At 65.8% G+C, this 18,103-nt stretch carries 14 protein-coding genes; 12 read left to right on the top strand and 2 right to left on the bottom strand.

From position 1 onward, the window contains the following. Positions 1-255: 255 nt before the first annotated feature. The 10 genes from B2527_RS05915 (at position 256) to B2527_RS05960 (ending at position 14,629) form a co-directional block, all read left to right on the top strand. Positions 256-2,463, top strand: a complete 2,208-nt coding sequence (locus B2527_RS05915) for a cellulose biosynthesis cyclic di-GMP-binding regulatory protein BcsB (RefSeq protein ID WP_293706607.1) — start codon at positions 256-258, stop codon at positions 2,461-2,463. Between the two features lie 6 nt (positions 2,464-2,469). Further along, complete coding sequence (locus B2527_RS05920) at positions 2,470-4,614, top strand: glycosyl transferase family protein (RefSeq protein WP_293706608.1); 2,145 nt, start codon at positions 2,470-2,472, stop codon at positions 4,612-4,614. Positions 4,615-4,616: 2 nt separating this feature from the next. Then, positions 4,617-7,322 carry an NfrA family protein gene (locus B2527_RS05925; protein ID WP_293706609.1) on the top strand — a complete coding sequence of 902 codons (2,706 nt, stop codon included), beginning with the start codon at positions 4,617-4,619 and terminating at the stop codon, positions 7,320-7,322. A gap of 85 nt (positions 7,323-7,407) precedes the next feature. After that, positions 7,408-8,334: an alginate O-acetyltransferase AlgX-related protein gene (locus B2527_RS05930; protein ID WP_293706610.1), complete on the top strand. Its 927-nt coding sequence runs from the start codon at positions 7,408-7,410 to the stop codon at positions 8,332-8,334. A gap of 4 nt (positions 8,335-8,338) precedes the next feature. Further along, positions 8,339-9,463 carry an alginate O-acetyltransferase AlgX-related protein gene (locus tag B2527_RS05935; RefSeq protein ID WP_293706611.1) on the top strand — a complete coding sequence of 375 codons (1,125 nt, stop codon included), beginning with the start codon at positions 8,339-8,341 and terminating at the stop codon, positions 9,461-9,463. 13 nt (positions 9,464-9,476) lie between these two features. Then, a complete protein-coding gene (locus tag B2527_RS05940; RefSeq protein WP_293706612.1) occupies positions 9,477-11,057 on the top strand; it encodes an MBOAT family O-acyltransferase in 1,581 nt (526 codons plus the stop codon). A gap of 18 nt (positions 11,058-11,075) precedes the next feature. Next, positions 11,076-11,309, top strand: coding sequence for an acyl carrier protein (locus tag B2527_RS05945; RefSeq protein ID WP_293706613.1), 234 nt, complete (start codon positions 11,076-11,078; stop codon positions 11,307-11,309). A gap of 24 nt (positions 11,310-11,333) precedes the next feature. After that, positions 11,334-12,806 carry an AMP-binding protein gene (locus tag B2527_RS05950; RefSeq protein ID WP_293706614.1) on the top strand — a complete coding sequence of 491 codons (1,473 nt, stop codon included), beginning with the start codon at positions 11,334-11,336 and terminating at the stop codon, positions 12,804-12,806. Next, a complete protein-coding gene (locus B2527_RS05955) occupies positions 12,803-13,492 on the top strand; it encodes an alginate O-acetyltransferase AlgF (RefSeq protein WP_293706615.1) in 690 nt (229 codons plus the stop codon). Before B2527_RS05950 ends, B2527_RS05955 begins: the two co-directional genes overlap by 4 nt. A 3-nt stretch (positions 13,493-13,495) precedes the next feature. Continuing rightward, on the top strand, positions 13,496-14,629 hold the full coding sequence (locus tag B2527_RS05960) for an acyl-CoA dehydrogenase family protein (RefSeq protein WP_293706616.1): 1,134 nt from the start codon (positions 13,496-13,498) through the stop codon (positions 14,627-14,629). A 3-nt stretch (positions 14,630-14,632) separates the two neighbouring features. Here B2527_RS05960 and B2527_RS05965 read toward each other — a convergent pair whose 3' ends face one another. Next, positions 14,633-15,619, bottom strand: a complete 987-nt coding sequence (locus tag B2527_RS05965; protein ID WP_293706617.1) for a DUF4434 domain-containing protein — start codon at positions 15,617-15,619, stop codon at positions 14,633-14,635. A gap of 154 nt (positions 15,620-15,773) precedes the next feature. Further along, positions 15,774-16,139 carry a hypothetical protein gene (locus B2527_RS05970; RefSeq protein ID WP_293706618.1) on the bottom strand — a complete coding sequence of 122 codons (366 nt, stop codon included), beginning with the start codon at positions 16,137-16,139 and terminating at the stop codon, positions 15,774-15,776. Positions 16,140-16,574: 435 nt separating this feature from the next. On the opposite strand from B2527_RS05970, the gene B2527_RS05975 reads away from it, so the two are divergent. Both B2527_RS05975 and B2527_RS05980 read left to right on the top strand, forming a co-directional pair. Then, the gene (locus B2527_RS05975; RefSeq protein ID WP_293706619.1) at positions 16,575-17,114 is read left to right on the top strand and encodes a fimbrial protein; all 540 of its coding nucleotides are present in this window, start codon (positions 16,575-16,577) and stop codon (positions 17,112-17,114) included. Positions 17,115-17,183: 69 nt separating this feature from the next. Beyond that, positions 17,184-17,906 (top strand): fimbrial biogenesis chaperone, encoded by a 723-nt coding sequence (locus tag B2527_RS05980; RefSeq protein WP_293706620.1) that lies wholly within the window; start codon positions 17,184-17,186, stop codon positions 17,904-17,906. Positions 17,907-18,103: the final 197 nt, after the last annotated feature.

Consider the following 18,103-nt stretch of genomic DNA (forward strand, 5'->3'; position numbering starts at 1 on the left):
TCCCGGGGGAGTCAAGGGCGGTGCATTTTCTTACCCGTCGTTGGGCGTGATCCCCGGCGGAAACTGCCCCAGCAATCTCTATAGTCAGGAAGCAGGGCCGTCGGCGCCCTCGCTCCTCCAGGGCCGCAGCATCCGCTACGGTGCCGCGCCCGCGCATGGGCGCCAGTGCAATCGGCCCACAACAGAACCTGCGCCCTCACTGGCGCCGCCTGCGGCGGCGTTGTCCTTCGTATTTCATCCCTTCGAGCTGGCCCGATGAACCTGACGCTTCGCAAGTCCGGCAGCCTGCTGCCGTTGCTTTCCCTTTCCCTGGTGCTGTGCGCCCCGGCGATGGCTGCCGATACGGCAGGCGGCCAGTTCCGCGAGTGGAGCACCAATGCGCTGGTCTCGCGCAACATGACCCTGCGCGATCTGGGCTTCAGCCAACCCATCAGCCTGCGCGGCCAGGACAACCAGCGCGAGCTGTACCTGCCAGTTCCCGCCGGTGTGGCCACCCAGAACGCGCAGTTGCAGCTGGATGCACGCTATCTGCGCGGACATCCGGGGCGTACGTCCAACCTGCTGAGCATCGATGACGATGCCGTGGCGGCCCGCACCATCACCGATGCCCAGGGCGACCTGAGCCAGCTGATCGGTATCGACGGGGAGCCGCGTTCCACCGGCTTCGTGCGTTTCGGCGTGGGTTGGTGGTCGATCGTCTCGGATTACCAGTGTGCCGACCAGAGTGCGCCGGCCAACGTGCTGCGGATTGGCCCGGATACACGCTTCAGCTACCAGTTTGATGGGCGCGCCATCGACACGGTGGCCAAGGCCTGGACGGCGCTGCCGCGCCAGGTACACCTGCTGGTGGAAGGGCGCCAGCTTGATGCCGCCAGTTATGACACAGCATGGCGCGTGGGCGCGGTGCTGGAGACGGCGGGCAAGCGGGTCAGCGTTGCGGCGCTGCCCAGGGTGGGCGACAGCATCGACCTGCGTGGTACCCAGGTTCCCGCCAGCCTGATGGCGGTGCCGGCCTACGCGGCATTGGCGGCGGGCGAGGCCCAGCACCGCATCGGCAGCGATGCCGAAGTGGGCGCGTTACTGTCGCTGGGCGGCAACAGCGCGCTGCCGATGGACGTAGTGGTTGCCAGCCCGGCGTTGCGTGCATCGGTGAAGCGCGCGCTGGACGCGCTGGCAACGCAGGTAGCGGCTGCCGATGCCGATGGCGCCGCGGCGTTCGCCGCCTGGCGCAAGGGCGGCATGGCGGCCCTGGAAACGGCGGTTGAAGGACGCAACGTCAGTGCCGCCGTGGTGGCGGGGCAACCGCTGCTGGTGGTCACGCCCGGCGCTGCGGGTGAGGTGGCCGGCCTGCTGGGCGCACAGTGGCGTGCCTATGCCCTGGGCCAGAACCTGCAGGTCAACAAGGCGCAGCCGCTGGTCAATGAAAAGGGCATCCTGCTGCTGGATCGGCTGGGTACGTTCTCCGGCACGCAGGACATCATTGCCCGCAGCGACCGCATCGCCAATGCCGACCTGGGCCTGATCTCCAGCGACGGCAAGCTGCCTGCGGAGGTTGTGATCGATGTATCGGCCGCGCCCAACGGGGCGGGCGAGGGCGCAGTGGCGTCCATCTTCTTCAATGATTACCTGCTCGGTGCCAAGGTGCTCAATACCGATGGCAAACCGCAGCGGATCAGCGCCAAGGTGCCGCTCTATGCGATCGCCGCGCGCAACGAGGTGCGGGTGTCGTTCCTGCGCCAACCCGCACGCCCGCATTGCCATGACCCGGCCACGCCGTATCCGGTGTCGTTGCTGCCCAGCAGCCATATCGTGATGGCGGAACGTGGCACCGCCCCGGATTTCGTGGGGGCGACCGCACAGCTGTCAGGCCCGCACCAGGTCGTGGTGCCCGAGGCGTGGTTGCAGAATGCGCCGACCACCCTGCAGACCGTCATCCGTGTCAGCAACGCGGTGGGTGCCTCGGTGGAGCGCGCTACCCTGGACGTGGCCAAGGGCAAGACGGTGCCTGCACCGGGGCAGCCCTATCTGGCATTCAACGTACAGCCTGAAGGTATCCAGAGTGCGGCCGTGGCCGAAGGCGGCCAGTTGCGCATCAGCGGCAGCAAGGATGAAACCCTGCTCGACCTCGCTGGCCTTGACAACGCAGCCCTGGTCGAAGTGGCCGGCGGCAGCGGCAAGCAGGGTGTCATCTATCGCGAACTGGGCAACCGTATCCCGAGCATCGCCGAGCCGTTCCGGCTGATGCGCGGCTCAGTCGCGGTGCTGGATGGCAGCGGCCTGGTGCAGGACTTCGACCGCAACGACCCGCAAGGCCTGCGGGTGGCGGTCGATGGCAACCCGCAGCCGGCATGGCAGCGGCACATGGTGTGGTTGTTGTTGCTGGTGGGTGTGGTCGTGTTCCTGCTGCTGGCCGCCCGCGTGGCGCAGATCCGCCACCGCCGCAAGCTCGAGAATACGCACTAAGCTGCCATGGACGCCGTCACCTGGAATGTGATGCTTGCCAACTACTACGCCCTTCTGGAGAAGGGCGCGGTGGTGCTGGCGGTGTTGATCCTGCTGTCCAGCCTGGATGATCTGTTCATTGATCTCTGGTACTGGATCCGTTTGGTATGGCGCAAGCTTACGGTGGTGAAGCGTGCGTCCTACCGGCCGTTGACGGCCAACGACCTGCGTAGCCGGGACGAACAGCCGCTGGCGATCATGGTGCCGGCCTGGGCCGAGTACGACGTGATCGCGCAGATGGTGGAGAACATGATCGACGTGCTCGATTACCGCGAGTACGTGGTGTTTGTCGGCACCTATCCCAACGACCACCAGACCATCGCCGAAGTCGAACGCATGCGTCGTCGCTATCGGCGCCTGCAGCGGGTGGAAGTGCCGCACCCCGGGCCGACCAACAAGGCCGACTGCCTGAACTGGCTGGTGCTGTCCATCTTCGACTACGAGAAGCGCAACGGCCTGGAATTTGCCGGCGTCATCCTGCACGACAGCGAGGATGTGCTGCATCCGCTGGAGCTGCGTTTCTTCAACTACCTGTTGCCGCGCAAGGACATGATCCAGCTGCCGGTCACCTCGCTGGACCGTGAGTGGTACGAGCTGGTTGCCGGTACCTACATGGACGAGTTTGCCGAATGGCATGCCAAGGATCTGGTCGTGCGTGAAAGCATGGCCGGAACCGTGCCTTCGGCCGGCGTCGGCACCTGCTTCTCGCGGCGCGCGCTGCTGGCGCTTAGCGCCGAGACCGACAACCAGCCCTTCAACACCGACAGCCTTACCGAGGACTACGACATTGGCGCCCGCCTGGGGCGCATGGGCATGCAGTCGATATTCGCCCGCTTTCCGGTGGAATTCCGCGTGCGCCGACCGTCGGCATGGTTTGGCTGGGGCGGCGTACGCGAGCGCAACCTGAAGATGGCCCTGTGTGTGCGTGAATACTTCCCCGACAATTTCCGCGCGGCCTATCGGCAGAAGGCGCGTTGGGTACTGGGCATTGGCCTGCAAAGCTGGGAGACCCTGGGTTGGGGTGGCAGCATTGCCAATCGCTACCTGCTGATGCGTGACCGCAAGGGCATCGTCACTTCCTTCGTCAGCATCCTGGCCTACCTGTTGTTCCTGCAGCTGATGCTGTTCTGGGTGCTGAAGATGACCGGCGTCTGGCACATGGAGTTTCCGACCGTGTTCCAGGCCGGCTCCTGGCCCATGGTTGTCGCCTTGATCACCACCGCGGCACTGGGCACCCGCGTGCTGCAGCGCATGTACTTCGTCAACCGCCTGTACGGCTGGGAGCACGCGGTGATGTCGGTGCCGCGCATGGTGGTTGGCAATGTCATCAACTGCGCCGCCACCGGCCGCGCCTGGCGCATGTTTGCCGGCTATCTGCTGTTCGGCAAGCGTCTGGTCTGGGACAAGACCATGCATGACTTTCCCACCAACAACCAGTTGGTGCAGACCCGTCGTCGACTGGGCGAGTTGCTCAGTGTCTGGCAGGCGGTGGAGCCTGAACGGCTGCAGCAGGCGCTTGAGGAACAGCAGGGCGGCCGCCAACAGCCGCTGGGGCGGATCCTGGTGGCGCAGGGTTGGCTGGACGACGAGACCCTGGCTGAGGCGATCTCCTTCCAGGAAGAACTGCCCCGTGCCAACGTCGATGTGGCCTATCTGAAGGCCGGACGCTTCCCCTTGCCGGTGGAGGCCTGCGTGCATTGGCGTGTGCTGCCGTTGCATGACAGCGAGCCCGGGGTCCTGCGCCTGGCCGTGGCCAGCGCATTGCCCGATGAAGGGCTGCTGCGGCTGGCCGAGCTTGCCAGGGTTGACCGCGTGGAGCAGCAGGTGGCGCGCGAGAGCGAGATCAACGCAGGGCTGCGGCTGATGTGCGGCGCCGACTACAGGATCGATGCAGTGCCACTGCTGGGCGATTTGCTGGTGGAGATGAAGCTGATTTCGCGCGAGCACTTCCAGGCAGCGCTGGATGACTATCGTCCGCACCGTGACGGGCGTATTGGTGACTACCTGGTGCGCCGCGGTGTTGCCAGCGAGCAGGCCATCACCCTCGCCGTGGAAGAACAACAACGGCGTGCGCGTGAAGCGCGCCTGCATCCGGATGTATTTCTGGCATGAGCATGAAACTGTTGAAGCCCCTGGTTGCCTTTGTCCTCGCCGGCGCGTTTGTGCCGGTGGCGATGGCCGAAGAACTGCCGCTGTCGGGCGCCGCATATCGCATCGCCGAGCAGGCCTATGCGTCCTATGCCCGTGGCGACTATGCACAGGCCGCTGCCCAGGCCCGCGAGGCGGTACGCCTGCGTCCCGACGTGCAACGCCTGCGCGACCTGCTGGCGCAGGCGCAGGCGCGTGCCACCGGTAGCGGCGCCGGCGCGGCGCGTCCCTCGGGCCAGGGTCGACCCAATGCCGCAAGGCCAGTGCCTGCCACGCGCGCGCCATCCAGCACGGCAACGACTGGGCAGACCCCGTTCGAGAAGGGCTATCCCCTGGCAACCGAGGCTTACGCCAGCTACTACCGGGGCGAGATGGCACTGGCCGAGCAACAAGCCGAACAGGCCTACCGCATCGACCCGAGCCAAGGTACCTGGGCCATGTTGTGGGTGGACTCGCTGGAGGCCCAGGGCAAGGCGGACGCCGCCCTGCAGGCGCTGCAGGCCGCGGTGGACCTTGGCGCCAAGAACATCACCGATCTGGAAGCGCGCAAGCTGCGCATCAAGCGGGCGCAGGCGGTCGCGCCGGCGCAGGCCGGTTACAAAGCGATGATGGAGTTCCGCCCTGCCGATGCGGTGGAGCCGGCGCGCGAAGCCGTCGCGCTTGCACCGGAGTCGGCCAGCCATCGCCTGTTGCTGATGACCGCGTTGATGCTCAGCGGCCGGCTTGAGGAAGGCGTACAAGCGGCCACCGACGCCATCACCAATGACGGGGAGGACACCAACGCACTGGTGCTGAGGGCTTACATGCTGCAGCGCCTGGGGCGCGACGCCGGCGCCAACGCGGACTACGACCGCGCGCTGGCGCAGGACTGGCTGGATGAGCAACAGCTCCACAACATCCGCCTGCTGGCTGTGGATGCGGCACTGGCGGCAGGGGATGCGGCGCGTGCCAACCACCTGCTGGACGCCATGGATGCTACCGACGCGCAGGTGGTGAGCCGGCGTGCCGCTGCCGGCAAGCGCTCGCTGGCACGCGCGCTTGACGCCACAGCCTACCCGCCGCCGCTGCAGGCTTGCCGCGATACGCCCTATGGCACGCAGTGCGAGATGCAACCGACCGATCAGGTGCCGGAGACCCCGGCCGCGCGTGCTTACGCTGCCTATGGCCGCCAGCAGTGGGGCGAAGCCATCGAGCAGGCGGAGTTGGCGGTCAAGGCCGCACCGGACGATCCGGCCATGCAGCGCCTGCTGACCGCCACGTTGTCGGCCGGCGATGCCGGCCAGCGTGCCGAGGCCGTGCAACGTTTGAATGCCGGCCTGCAGAAGGAGCCGGACAACGTCGACATGTTGATGCAGCGTGCCAACCTGCACCAGCGTGCCGGCGAGGCCAGCCTGGGCCTGGCCGACCTGGAGGCGGCTGCGGCCACCGGCAAGGCGCCGCCGACCATCGGCCTGGACCAGGCCTATGCCCGCGCCGGCATGGGGGCCAGCGAACGTGGCGAGGCCTCACAGCAGATCCGCGAGGCCTTGCACGAGGCCGATCAAGGCAACTTGTCCTTGACCCCCGAGCAGCGCCGCTATGCGCGCAGTTCGTTGACCGAGCTGGAACGCCGTTGGGGCATCACGGCCAGCGTCGGCTGGCGTGGTGCCCGCCAGACCACTGCCACCTTGGGCGGCGCCGCATTGAGCACGCCAGGCGATGCCGCCTTCAGTTCGGTCGAAGCCTATTGGCGTCCGATTGCCTACCAGCCCAACATCGAGCTCTACGGTCGCCTGACCAATGTGCTGTATGACGGTGGTGGCCGTTACGAAACACTGCGCAACGTCGATCCGTGCACCGGCCAGGATCTTGGCGGCGTGGATCGCACGCAGGGTGGCGCCACCACCCGTACCGCGACCGGCTGGCCCAGTAGCATCGCCGCTCTTGGTGCGCGTTTCCGGGTGCCGGGCACTGGCCTGGGCTTTGGCATCGAGCGCCGCCAGTTCATCGGTTCGGCCAACCGTCATGGCGGCCTGTACGCACAGTCCGCGGCCGAGCAGTGCCGGTTGTCGCAAACCGTGTTGACCGGTGAAGGCGTGCAGGGGCGTTACCAGCTGGACGACAGCGCCGGCGGCTGGATGACCTACCTGTCCTATGGTTGGTACCACGGTGCTGCCACCGGCCCGGATGATCGCAGCTGGCCGAGCATGCAGTTGTACGCCCAGGGCGGTTATGCCTGGAGCAACAATGACGCCGATTTCCATGTGCAACGCATCGCCACTACCGGCCTGCCGGCCGAGGAGCTGCGTTCAAGCGGCCAACTCAAGCGCAGCCAGCTGTTCGCTTCCAGTGAATTCCGCTATGGCTGGAGTTTCCGGCCGCATACCGCCAGTGACAACTGGACGCTCAATCCCTTCGCCGTGGTCGGTGCCGATTGGTACCGGCAGCGCGACCGCGCACAGGGCGTGGTGTACCCGGATGGTTCGCGGCAGCGCTTCCGCCTGGCGGCCGAGGACGGTGATCTGGCGCTGGGCGCCGGTGTCGGTTTCGCGGTACGCCGGGTGTTCCGCGAAGACAACCTGCACGGCCCGCGTTCCTCATTCGACGCCAGCGTGCAGTACCGCTTCGCACTCAATGGCGACCAGGCCGAACGTAACCGTGGCCTGTTCGTCAACGTAACCCTTTCTTACTAAGCCGAAAGGCTGCATGGGAAACCCAAGCATGAGCACAACCGGATGGATCAAACAGGTCGGCGCAGGTCTCGCGTTGACAGTAACGATGGCTATTGCGTCGGCGCAGCAGGCCCCGCACTCCGACGTGGTGATCGTCGGCAAGGACGGTTGGTTGTTCCCGGCCTGGGGCAGCCTGAGCGAGGTGGACACCACCGGTGTGCAGGCGGCCACCGCCTTGATCGCCGAAACCCAGCAGGCCCTGGCCGCGCGTGGCGTGCGCCTGGAAGTACTGGTGCTGCCGGACAAGGTGACCTTCTACGAAGATCGCCTGCCCGAAGGCCGTGTCGTCAGTGATGCGGTGAGGAAGCGCTATGACGTCATCCTGGGTTCGCTGCAGGCAGCCGGGGTGGATGCACTGGACGCGCGCAAGGTATTGGCCGATACCCGCGCTGCGGGCAAGGACGTGTTCTACCGCAGCGATCAGCATTGGACCCAGCCCGCCGCCGATGCGGTGGCCGATGCCGTGGCTGCGCGCATCAAGCAGAAGGTACCGGTGCTGGCCGGCGAGCCTGGCACCGGCATGGCGCTGGGCAGTGAAACCCGCGAGCGCCGCTATGGCGATCTGGCCGAGTTGTTCCTGGACCCTGCCGCGCGCAGCGCCGTTGGCCGCGATACCTTCGTGGTGCGCCGCGCCGCCGAAGGCCAGTCGCTGCTGGATGACGGCAAGGCACCGGTGCATGTCACCGGCCACAGCATGGTGCAGGCCTATTTCGGCTTCCCGCAGAAACTTTCCAACGCCATCGACCGGCCAGTGACGGTGAACTGGAAATCGGGCAACGTCGGGCCATGGGTGGTGCTGCTGGACTACCTGGAATCGGCGGACTTCCGCGACAACCCGCCGCAGGTGCTGGTGTGGCAGATGTTCGAGCCGGTCTACGGCTTTGGCCCGTCGGCGCAGGGGCAGTGGGACAACGCCTCGATCATGAGCAACGCACAGTGGCAGCAGCGCCTGCACAAGGCTTTGGGGCACTGAGCCGATGAATGTCCGTCCTGGTGCGCCGGCTCCGCTGCCGGCGCCAGCTCCGCCGCGCGCGCACCGTGCCAGCGCACTTGTCATCACGCTGCTGCTGCTGGTGGGGCTGTGCGCGGGCGGCTGGATGCTGGCCAAGGCGCAGCTGCCGGCCGACAAGCTGGCACCGGCGCAGTGGGCCGATGGTGCCGCTGGCAAGGCCATCAATGACGCTCTGAAGCTCCCGGGACAGGCGCATGCCGATACCTGGAACGCGGCACTGCGTTACCGGCTGCTGGGCGACACCGGCGCACAGGTGGCGCTGGGTTGCCCGGGATGGTTGTTCTACCGGGATGGCCTGCGCCCGCAACCCGGTGCCGGCAGCACGGCGTTCGCCGAGCGCATCAGGCTGATGCAGCACTGGTCGCAGCAACTCAAAGCGCAGGGTGTGCAGCTGCTGGTGGTGGCGGTGCCGGACAAATCACGCATCGAGCAGGCACACAGTTGCGGCCTGCGCTACTCCGCGCCCATGCGCGAGCGTTACGGTATGTGGCAGGACGCTCTGGCGGCAGCCACCGTGCCTTATGTGGACCTGCTGCCGGTACTGCATGCCGGTGACGTGCCGGTGTTCTTCAATACCGACGTGCACATGAACCGGATGGGCGCGCAGCGCGCAGCCGACGCCGTGGCTGCACGCGCGTTGCCGCTGCTGGGCGGGCCGGGTGGCCAGGCTTTCGAGCAGGGGCCCCTGAGTGCGCCCAAGCCGCGCATGGGCGATCTGATTGTCCTGGCCGGGCTGGAGCACGCGCCGCCGGCGTGGCGTCCGGCGCTGGACCAGGAGCCGGAACAGGTGATCACGCCACTGCGTGGCGGTGGCCTGCTGGACGAGACACCGCCGGTGGAGGTGCTGTTGCTGGGCAGCTCCAACGGCCGCCGCAGCCTGTTTGGCGAGCGGCTGGGCAATGCGCTGGGGCGGGAGGTATGGAACCAGAGCATGGATGGTGGGCAGTTCTCCGGCGCCTTGCTGGCGGCCTGGCCGCAACGCCAGCAGTGGCCGCCCAGCCTGAAACTGGTGATCTGGGAATTCTCCGAGATGGCGCTGTCCTTGCCGTTGACCGACGGCGAGCAGGCGGCATTGGCCGATATCGACTGAGCGCCTGACGACGATGCTGTTCAACTCCTTCCTGTTCCTGCTGATCTTCCTGCCCATCGCCTTGGGCGTGCATTACCTGCTGGGCGCATTGCAGCCCAGGCTGGCGGCGCTGTGGCTGTGCGTGGCCTCCCTCCTGTTCTACGGCTGGTGGAACCCGCAGTTCGTGGTGCTGTTGTCAGGTTCCATCCTGTTCAACTACCTGGTCAGCCTGGCCATCCTGGGGTTGGCCAAGCGGCCGCGCCTGCAGATGCTGGTGACGGGCCTGGGTATCGCGGCTGACCTGTTGCTGCTGGTGCACTACAAGTACTTCGCGGCGATGGTGAACTTCGTCCACGACCTGGGCTTCGCGGTCGGGCCGATGGATGCGCTGATCCTGCCGCTGGGCATTTCGTTCTTCACCTTCACCCAGATCGGCTACCTGCTGGACTGCCGCGCGGGTGTGGTCAACGACCGCAGCCCGTTGAGCTATGTGCTGTTCGTGACCTTCTTCCCGCACCTGATCGCCGGCCCCATCCTGCACCACAAGGAGATGATGCCGCAGTTCAGCAAGCCGGAAACCTATCGCTTCCACGCCGACAACCTGTCCGTCGGCGGCATGTTGTTCGTCATCGGGCTGGCCAAGAAGGTATTGCTGGCCGACAGCATCGCGCCCTATGCCGATGCCGGTTTTGCCAGCACCGGCGAGCTGCAGTTCTGGGGGGCGTGGGCGACGGCCACCAGCTATGCACTGCAGCTGTATTTCGACTTCTCCGGCTACTCGGACATGGCGCTGGGGCTGGCGCGGATGTTCGGCATCCGCTTCCCGCTCAACTTCAATTCGCCTTACAAGGCGACCAGCATCATCGACTTCTGGGCGCGCTGGCATATCACCCTCACCCGTTACATCACCGCCTACCTGTACTACCCGGTGGCGATGGCGGTGACCCGCTGGCGCAGCCGCCACGGCCGCCCCAATGGGCCGGGCGCGGTTGCCACGCCGGGCGGCTTCGCCTCGATGATCGTGCTGCCCACGGTATTTGCGATGGGCCTTGCCGGTATCTGGCACGGTGCCGGCCTGCAGTTCCTGATCTTCGGCCTGCTGCATGCCGCGTACCTGGCCATCAACCATGCCTGGCGCATTTTCCGTGGGGGTCGCGGCCCGGCGGCCAAACGCAGCACCAGCCGCCTGCAGCAGGTCGGTTACCTGCTGCTGACCTTTGCCGCGGTGCTGGTGGCACAGGCCTTCTTCCGCGCCGATGGCGTGGCCCAGGCATGGCAGCTGGTGCAGGGCATGGCCGGCGTGCGCGGTTGGGAAGGCATGGAAAACCTGGGCTACCTGGCCGGCATGGGGCTGGCCGATGGCTGGCGCCTGTTGGTGGGCCATCACGTGCAGGTGCTGTACGTGGCGGTATTGCTGGCCATTGTCTGGCTGGCACCCAACGCCCACCAGATCATGGGCGTGTACTCGCCGGCGTTGGCCAAGCCGGACCCTGCCGCACGCAGCTGGATGCGTTGGCAGCCTAATGTGGCATGGCTGCTGGTGATGCTGGGCATGCTGCTGGTGTGCCTGCTGAACCTGCACAAAGAATCGCGTTTCCTCTATTTCCAGTTCTAACGAAAAGGTGCAAGCAACATGGACATGCAGACCCTGCAGAACCAACTGATCGATACCGTCGAAGCCGTGATCGGCGTGCGCGTGCAGGCCGACGAGTACATGGAGTCGCTGTTTGACTCGATGTCCAAGGTGCAGCTGATGGTGGAGGTCAAGGACCGCCTGGGCGTGACCCTGCCGGTGGACGAAATCGACGCGCTGGTCGAGTCGGTGCAGGTGCTGGCCGACTACGTCGCATCGCGCCAGAGCGCCTGACACCTCGCCACGGGAGCGGCAGCCATGCGTTTCGATTTCGATCAATGCCAGTTCGTGGAATGCGAAGTGGCCACCACCGCGCCAGCGCTCTACAGCAGTGCGGGAGTGATGGATTGGGGCAGCCTGCAGGCAGCCACTGATGCCTGGGTCGAGCGGGCGCGGGCGGCCGGGGTCGCACCCGGCCACGCACTGGTGATCAGTGGCCACAAACAGGCCGCGTTCGTCGTGGCGATGCTGGGCTGCCTGCGCATGGACGTGACGTATGTGCCGGTGGACACCATCAATCCGGCTGCACGGCTGCACAAGATCACCCAACTGGTACATGCGGCTGCCGTGTATGACGCCGCCGCCGATGCGTTCCTGCCGGGCGCGGAACAACCAAAGCCATTGGTCGAGCCCGGCCTGGCCTACATCATGTTCACCTCCGGCAGCACCGGCGATCCCAAGGGTGTGCAGATCGGCCGTGACAGCGTGGCGCTGTTCACCGGCTGGATCCGGGATTGCCTGGCCTTGGGGCCGGCACCTGCCTTCATGAACCAGATGCTCTTCAGTTTCGACTTCTCGCTGTTTGATCTGTGCGGAGCGTTGGGGTTGGGGGGCAGCTGCGTGCTGTGCCCGCGCGAGGTGATCGCCGACAGCGCCCAGTTCATCGAGCACCTGCGTCAGGCGCAGGTGGCGGTGTGGGCATCCACGCCATCGTTCGTGCGCCAGCAGATGCTCAACCCGCTGTTCAATGCCGAGCATCTGCCGGCGCTGCGCGTGTTCGTGTTTGGCGCCGAGTCATTGACGTCACGCGTCGCCGAGGAGCTGTGGGCGCGCTTCCCGCAGGTGCGCATCATCAATTCCTACGGCCCGACCGAAGCGACCTGTTCCACCACCTGGGTGGAGATCGATCCGGCGCTGCGCGCGGCCGCTCCCAATCCGTTTCCGATTGGTGTCGGCAAACCCTATGCAGAGGTGTTCATCGATGGCGGTGAGATCTGCATGGCAGGTGACCATGTGATGCGCGGCTACCTGGAACGTCCGGACCTGGATGCCGGCGTGCTGTTCCAGCACAACGGCAAGCGCGCCTACCGCAGCGGTGACCTCGGCGACATGGATGCGCTGGGCAGGGTGTATTTCCGTGGACGCAAGGATGACCAGATCAAGCTCAACGGTTACCGCATCGAGCTGGCCGAGGTGGACGCGGTGCTGTCGACCCTGCCCGGGGTGATTGCGGGTGCCACCGTGGCAATGCGCCGGCCGGATGGCACCCTGGTGCGGATGGTGGGTTTTGTCGAACTGGCCGAGCCGGGCGAGGGCGCGGTGCAACCGCTGCCGCCCGCGCTGCAGGATTGGAAGGCACTGCTGGCCGAGCGGGTGCCACCGTACATGATTCCGTCCGAGCTGCTGGCGGTGGACAGCTTTCCATCCACCATCAGCAACAAGGTTGACCGCAAACAATTGGAGCAGCGCTACGCACTGGCGCGCACGCTGCGTACGCAGGAGCCGAAATGAAGATCACATCCCCGATGCTGCTGATGAGCGCAGCCCTGGCACTTTCCCCTTTCTGTGCTGTGGCCCAGCATGCGCCCGCCGAAGGCCGCCTTGCGCAGTTGTATGCTGCGCGCCCGCCCGCCGGCTCCGCTTTCGTGCGGGTGGTGAATCCGGGTGCCAGCGCGCAACGTGTTGCCGTTGGTAGCGGCGCCGAGCAGAGCATCGGGCCCGCGCAGCGGGCAACACGCTACGCCATCGTTGAAGGTGGCAAACCCTTCAACCTGCGCGTGGCCGGTGCCGCCCGCAGCCAGCCTGCGGTGGCCGCTGGCAGTTTCACCACCCTGGTGTTGAACCCGGCTGGCGCCGCACGGCCGCTGCAGGTGATCGCCGATGGCGCCGGCAACACCGATGCGCTCAAGGCCGAGATCCGCTTCTACAACCTGGCGGCCAGCTGCCCCCAGGCCAAACTGGCGATGGCCGGCAACGGCACGGCGGTATTCAACGCGGTGGCCGCTGGCACCGGCACCGCACGTGCGATCAACCCGGTCAAGGCAAGCCTTGTGGCCGGCTGTGGTGGTCGCGACAGTGCACCCTTCGCCTTGCCCGCGCTGCAGCCAGGCGACCGTTACAGCCTGTTCCTGACCGGCAGCGCCAGCGCGCCGGTGCTGCAGGGCCAGCCTGCCACCACCGATGCCGTGGGCCGCTGAGCAATGTCGGTGCGCAGCGTTTTCCGCGAGGACCATGAGTTGTTCCGCGCGCAGGTACAACGTTTCATCGCCGAGCAGATCCTGCCGCACTACGATCGCTGGGAACGCGAAGGCATCACCCCGCGCAGCCTGTGGCGCGCGGCCGGTGCGGCCGGCCTGCTCAACTGCCAGTTGCCTGAGCCTTATGGCCTGGGCGGGGACCAGGGCCATGCGGCCTGTGTGATCGAGGAGCTGGCGCGCGCCAACTGCCTGGGCATTGGTTTTTCAATCCACTCGGACATGGTGTCGCCGTACCTGTTCCATTACGGCAGCCCGCGCGTGCGCGACACCTGGTTGCCGGCCATGGCCAAGGGCGCGGCCATCGGTGCCATCGCCATGACCGAGCCCGGGGCCGGCAGCGACCTGAAGGCGATCCGCAGCCGTGCCGAGCTGCGCGGTGACCACTACCTGCTCAACGGCCAGAAGACCTTCATCACCAACGGCGTAAATGCCGATGTGGTGGTGGTGGCGGCCACGGTCGCGCCGGAGCTGGGTGCGCGCGGGCTGACGCTTTTCTGCGTGGACATGCGCCTGCCCGGCGTCAGCAAGGGGCCGCCGATGGCGAAGATCGGTCAGCATGCGCAGGACACCGCCGAGCTGTTCTTCCAGGATGTCCAGGTGCCGCTGGACTGCCTGCTGGGCGAACCGCAACGCGGCTTTGATTACATGGCCGAGCAGTTGGCGGGTGAGCGCCTGGCCATTGCCCTGCGCGCAGCCGCCTCCGCCGAAGGCATGCTGGCGCAGACCCTGGATTACGTGCGCCAGCGCAAGGCGTTCGGGCGCCACCTGATCGATCACCAGAACACCCGTTTCGTGCTGGCCAGCGCCGCCTCGCGGCTGGCCATGCTGCGCGCCTTCCTGGACCAATGCCTGGGCCAGCAGATGCAGGGCACGCTGGATGCGGACACTGCGGCCATGGCCAAGCTCAACGCCACCGAGATCCAGGGCCAGGTGCTGGATGATTTCCTGCAGCTGCATGGTGGTTACGGCTATAGCAGCGAATACGGCATCGGTCGTGCGTGGGCCGACGCGCGTGCCTTGCGTATCTTCGGCGGCAGCAGCGAAATCCTGCGCGAGATCATCGGCCGCGCGTTGTAGCGGCTACAGGCGCCAGGCGCGCCGCAGCGCCTGCGCCTGCGGTGTGTCCTGGGTAAGCCAGGGCTCCAGCGCATACACCAATACATTGCCGGCGCCGCTGGCACGCGCCCACTCCAGCTGCTGCTGCACGCGCGCGAAGTCAGCGCTCTCACCGTGGAACTGGGTGCCATCGCCGCCGGCTGTCGGCAATTCACGGAACAGTTCGACGATGGCATCAAAGGCCACGCCACGCTGCTTGAACAAGGCCAGCAGCGGCGCCAGCGCCAGGTGGTTGTCCTGGCCGGCCACGCCGATACCGTCCTGCACCATCGGCCGCAGGGTGGTGCCATCAAGTACCTGCTGCCACAGGCCGACCAGGCTGCCTTCGGTCTGCAGCCGGCTGAAATAGGTGGAAATGGCGCAGTCGCCACCGCGTGCGATCGCCGCCTGTTGCAGGTCGTGCAACCAGCTGACCAGCAACTGCAGGCGTGCCGGCTCGGCCCAGTGGTATTGCTCCAGCTCGTAGGGCAGGTACCAGCCGGCAAAGCGCCGCTGCCGGGTCAGGCCACTGGCGGCCAGCCAGTGGCGCGCCCGCTGCAGGCTGTCGGCAAAAAAGCCACGCAGCTGCGCCTCATCGCCACCGATGGCCTGCCACCAGCGTTGCTCGAACGGCAGGCCCACCCGCACATTGATGCCGGCATGGTCGGCGGCATTGAACAGCATGGCAAAGCTGGCATCGGACAGTTGCCAATCGCCCTCCGGGCCGCCGAGGATGCCGCTCCATTGCACAACCAGTTGGCGGCAGCCGGCGCGCTGGGCCAGTTTCATCGAGCGCTGCCAGTCCGCTGCGGTCCAGTTCTGGTGGTCAAGCCAAGGCTGCAGGAAGGTGCCGTCGACCTGTTCCGGTAGCGAACAGCCCGGCAGGCCGGCCAGCGCCGCCAGGGTCGGGGCCAGCAAGGCGGCCTGCAACAGGCGCCGGCGGCTGTAGGAAACGGGCGGGGTAGCGGTCATGGGTACGCAGGCGCCGTGGGCGGGGACACCTACATGATCCCAGAGCCTGCCCCGGTTGTGCAGCATGGAAGGCCACAGCCACTGTCCGGTTCAGCACCGCGTGGCTGGCCCTCACCTGCGCGGCCGGCTGCGGCCACGCAGGTGGGCGGGGCATTTACAGGTAATTGATCGCAACCAGGTAGCTGCCATAGAGAGGATGCTGGGTGGTTGCCAGGTTGTAGTGCTGCGAGAACTGCCTGATGTCTGCCTGTGCAGGCGGCATCAGCACATCCTGCTCCAGCACACGGCTGCTGGTATGCAACGCGACGGTGTCACCGGTATCCAGTGACACCACGCTGACCGTGGCCCCTTGTACCGCACGCGAACAATCGTCCAAACGCAATTGCTGATCTGCTTCGACAAACCCGGCCGCGCATACAGGGTCGGAAATGCGACCACTGAAGCTGATCGTGCCGCCGTCGGCGTGTGCCAGGGCGGCAATCGAAAACAATGCAACGCCTGCAAAGAGAGAACCAATCATGGCCGCGCTCCTCGTTTGGGGATTTCAGTAGGCGCTCGCATGTCGTGTTGTGAAAGGGGCAAAACATCGTTCTGCCCGCAGCCATCACGCAGCGAAAGTGATCGATTTCATGTTGTTGTGTGACACGTTTTGAAGTGTCTTCCGGCGTTGATTGTGTGCCTGCGTTACATGGGTACAGAAGAGCGGATGAACCTGCTGTTCGGTTTCGCGGCCCACTGTGGAAATTGCTGACATCTGCGTCTAAGCAAGTGTGCGGCGCCAATTCGCAATTTTTGTGGAGAACATCACATTTGCGATTGCTAACGTTCGCACCCAGACCTGACAGGGAAGCGTCTGGTCGCATGCAGGAGGTGAGACGGGAACGGTCCTGGAACCATGCCATTCCATGTTTCGAATCCAAGAAGTCATTCCAATCACTAGGGCAAGGTAAACGCAATGCGCACTATCAATATCCTCGCAGCACTGGCGCTGGTCGCCGCTCCGTTCGCCGCAAATGCCGTCGATGGCACCATCACCTTCAATGGTGAAATCACCGACAAGACCTGCACGGTAAGCACGCCGCAGGGCAAGGACTTCGCTGTCACCCTGCCGACCGTGGCAGCAAGCGCGCTGGCTGCTTCCGGCCAGGTGGCCGGCCGTACCCCGTTCTCGATCGCGCTTACCCAGTGCGATGCAGGTGACGTAGCCACCTACTTTGAGCCGGGTGCCACCGTTGACCTGGCCAGCGGCCGACTGAACAACACCGCCGCCACCAACGCCGCCGCCCAGGTGAAGCTGCAGCTGCTGGGCAGCAACAGCCAGGTGATCCCGGTGGTTGCCGCGGGTGCGGGCAGTGCGCAGACCAATTCGCAGTGGGCGACGGTGGCTGCGGATGGCTCGGCCAACCTCAACTACTTTGTCGAGTACTACGCCACTGGCGCCGCCACCCCGGGTGAAGTCACCAGCAGCGTGAAGTACACGATCATCTACAACTGATCCGAGCTGCCCTTGCCCCGATCGGCATAGCCGATCGGGGACGTTGAATGTCCCAATGCAGTGACCGCAATGAAACCAAATCTGTCCAAGGCGCTGTTGGCGGCAGCGTTGTTGCTTGCCTGCGGCCAGCAGGCCATGGCCGGTATCGTGATCAGTGGTACACGCGTCATCTACCCGGCACAGTCGCGGGAGATCACCGTCCAGGTGCAGAACGTGGGCGATGGCCCGTCCCTGGTCCAGGCATGGATCGACAGCGGTGATCCTGAGCAGACCGCGGAAAGCACCGATGCTCCGTTCGTGCTGACACCACCCATTGGGCGTGTGGAACCCGGCAGGAGCCAGGCGCTGCGGGTCATCTTTACCGGCAAGCAGTTGCCGGTGGATCGCGAGTCGCTGTTCTGGTTGAACGTGCTGGATGTGGCGCCGTCGCCGCAGGCCAGCGCCGAGGAGAAGAACTACCTGCAGGTCGCCTTCAGGTCAAGGATCAAGCTCTTCTACCGCCCGCAGGGGTTGCCTGACAACGCCAATGACGCCGCTGCCAAGCTGCGGTGGCGGCGGGTGGGTGCACAACTGCAGGTCGACAACCCGACGCCTTACCACGTGACGTTGGCAGAGGTGCATGCGCTGGCCGGAACCGCCAGTACGGTGGTCGAGGACAAGGGAAAGATGGTGGCGCCGTACCAGCAGTTGCTGCTGGACGTTGCCGGCAGTGTCGAAAAGGTGCGCTTCGTCAGCATCAACGATTACGGCGGGCGCGTGGAGCGGACCATCAGCCTGGATGCAGGTGGCTAGCAGCCACGTACCGGCGAGGCAGCGCTATCGGGTGCAATCGTTCTTAAGGAAAAGAGTGTGATTGAGCGTCATCTTTCATCATCGATCCGGAGGTGCCTGGTTGCTGACGCGCGGGATCGCGGCGTTCTTGTTCCGTTGCTGCTGTTTGCTGTCGGCTTGTTGCTGACGCAGCGCGCATCCGCTGCCCCGGGGCCAGC

Source organism: Stenotrophomonas sp. UBA7606 (assembly GCF_002477705.1).
GTDB lineage: Bacteria > Pseudomonadota > Gammaproteobacteria > Xanthomonadales > Xanthomonadaceae > Stenotrophomonas.